Annotated in this window: 2 protein-coding genes; both read left to right on the top strand. The window is 71.0% G+C overall.

Annotated features, from left to right (window positions below):
- Positions 1-404: 404 nt before the first annotated feature.
- Positions 405-1466 carry a 3-deoxy-7-phosphoheptulonate synthase gene (locus AB0C29_RS41440; RefSeq protein ID WP_360551602.1) on the top strand — a complete coding sequence of 354 codons (1062 nt, stop codon included), beginning with the start codon at positions 405-407 and terminating at the stop codon, positions 1464-1466.
- 96 nt (positions 1467-1562) lie between these two features.
- A partial coding sequence (locus AB0C29_RS41445; RefSeq protein WP_360832740.1) for a glycosyltransferase family 39 protein occupies positions 1563-2956 on the top strand: 1394 nt, incomplete at its 3' end.

Consider the following 2956-nt stretch of genomic DNA (forward strand, 5'->3'; position numbering starts at 1 on the left):
AAGGCGGCCCTACCACCTGACAACGCGGCGAATCCTCACCAGCCACAACCGACAGATCCCCCGGCCTGGCCGAGCTTCCGCCGGCCCGGCGCAGACAGGCCGTCCAGCAGGTACGGCGCGCTCGCGTTGTTCATGTGCTCAATCGCAGCACAGCAACTTGCACGTGCCCATACCCCGGCTGACGGACACCCGGACGCCGCGATGAGCTAAGCTCACCGCGTGTCCTGGACGTATCAGTGGTTTACGAGGCCGGCTCCCGCCGGTGCCTCAGCCATGATCCCATGACCTGAGACACCCCGTAGGGCCGGCCGAGGCAGCGACATTCGTCGCTGCCTTTTCGTTTGCACGAATGCCGGTCACACCGGGGCTGCCGGCCCCCGGTCCCGGCGGAGGAGAAGACAGCCGTGACCATCCCCGAGGTGCAGCGGGTCAGCGACCAGCGCATCGAGACCGTCGTGCCGCTGATGAGCCCCGCGCTGCTCCATCACGAGCTGCCGCTGACCCACGAGTTGTCGGCGACCGTGCTGGACAGCCGCCGGCAGGTGGAGGCCGTGCTCGACGGCCGAGATCCGCGCCTGCTCGTCGTCGTCGGCCCGTGCTCCGTGCACGACCCCGTCGCCGCCACGGAGTACGCCGACCGGCTGCGCGGCGAGGCCGCCCGGCTCGCCGACGACCTGCTGATCGTGATGCGGGTGTACTTCGAGAAGCCGCGCTCGACAGTGGGCTGGAAGGGCCTCATCAACGACCCGGGACTCGACGGCACCGGCGACGTCGGCAAGGGCCTGCGGGTCGCCCGGGCGCTGCTGCTCGAGGTGCTGGGCCGGGGCCTGCCGGTCGGCGTCGAGTTCCTCGACCCGATCACCCCGCAGTACATCGCCGACACCGTGGCCTGGGGGGCGATCGGCGCCCGTACGGTGGAATCGCAGGTGCACCGGCAGCTCGCCTCCGGCCTGTCCATGCCGATCGGCATGAAGAACCGGCCCGACGGCAGCATCGCCACCGCCATCGACGCGATCAACGCGGCCGCGGCGCAGCACGTGTTCCCCGGCATCGACGTCTCCGGCACGCCGGCGATCATGCACACCACCGGAAACCCGGACTGCCACCTGGTGCTACGCGGCGGCAAGGGCCCGAACTACAGCGCCGCCGACGTCAACGCCGCGCTCGGCCAGCTGCGCGCCGCCGGGCTGCCGGAGCGGCTCATCGTCGACTGCTCGCACGGCAACAGCAACAAGGACCACCTGCGCCAGCCGATCGTCGCCGACGACGTGGCCGGCCAGCTGGAGGCCGGCCAGCAGGGCATCAAGGGCGTGATGCTGGAGAGCTTCCTGATCCCGGGACGGCAGGACCTGGGCGGCGAGCTGGCGTACGGGCAGAGCGTCACGGACGCGTGCATGGGCTGGGAACCGACCGTGGGAGTGCTGGACCGGCTCGCGACCGCCGCGGCGAAACGACGCGCGGGCTGATCCCACAGGCCGCCCACAGGATGGGCATAAGGGGCCGACAGGCAGGCGGAAGACAGTAACGAGGTCAGAGCTTCCGCCTGCCTCTAAGGAACCCCGATGACCTCGACGTTGCCCGTACCGCCGATGGTGTCGCCGGCCGGCCCGCCGCCGGCCGCGCCCCCACCGCCGGACCGTCCCCGGTCCCGCTGGTCGGCGTTCTTGCGCGGCCGCCCGGACGACGCCCCTTGGGTACGGCCCGCGCTGATCGCCCTGCTGTTGCTCACCGGCGTCCTCTACCTCTGGGGACTGGGCGCCTCCGGCTGGGGCAACGCGTTCTACTCGGCGGCCGTGCAGGCCGGCTCGGAGAGCTGGAAGGCGTTCTTCTACGGCTCGTCCGACGCGGCGAACTCGATCACCGTGGACAAGACTCCCGGTGCACTGTGGATCATGGCGCTGTCAGTCCGGATCTTCGGCCTGAGTTCGTGGAGCATCCTGGTGCCGCAGGCGCTGATGGGTGTCGCGACGGCCGGCCTGCTGTTCACCACGGTCCGCCGCTGGTACGGCCCGGCCGCCGGCCTGCTCGCCGGAGCCGTGTCGGCGCTGACCCCGGTCGCCGTGCTGATGTTCCGGTTCAACAACCCGGACGCCCTGCTCGTGCTGCTGATGGTGGCCGGCGCGTACGCGACCGTCCGGGCCATCGAGAACGGCTCGACGAAGTGGCTGGTGCTGGCCGGGGTGTTCGTCGGCTTCGGCTTCCTCACCAAGATGCTCCAGGCGCTGCTGGTGGTGCCCGCGTACGCGCTGGCGTACCTGTTCGCCGGCCCGCCCAAGCTGGGCCAGCGGATCGGTCAGCTGCTGCTCGCCGGGCTGGCGGTGGTCGTCTCGGCCGGCTGGTACATCGCGATCGTCGAGCTGGTGCCGGCGTCGATGCGGCCGTACATCGGCGGTTCGCAGAACAACAGCCTGCTGGAACTGACCCTGGGCTACAACGGCCTGGGCCGGCTCAACGGCGAGGAGACCGGCAGCGTCGGTGGTGGCGGCGGCGCGGGCGGCGGCATGTGGGGTGAGTCAGGGCTCCTGCGCATGTTCGACAGCTCGCAGGGTGGCCAGGTCTCATGGCTGCTGCCGGCGGCACTGATCGTGCTGGTTGCCGGGCTGGTGCTGACATTGCGCGCGGCGCGTACCGACCGGCTGCGGGCCGGGCTGATCCTGTGGGGCTCGTGGCTGGTCATCACCGCCGGCGTCTTCAGCTTCATGCAGGGCATCTTCCACGCCTACTACACGGTGGCGCTGGCCCCGGCGATCGGCGCGGTGGTCGGCATGGGCTCGGTGCTGCTGTGGCGCCGCCGGAACAACATCTTCGCGGCGCTGACCCTGGCGGCGGCGATCGCGGTGAGCGCCTGGTGGTCCTTCCACCTGCTCGGCCGCAGCGCCGACTTCGTGCCCTGGCTGCGCTGGGTGGTGCTGGCCGGCGGCATCGTGGCGGCGTTGGGCATGCTGGCCGGGCTGCG

Origin of the sequence: Actinoplanes sp. NPDC048791, from assembly GCF_040650095.1 — a bacterium.
Taxonomy (GTDB): domain Bacteria; phylum Actinomycetota; class Actinomycetes; order Mycobacteriales; family Micromonosporaceae; genus Actinoplanes.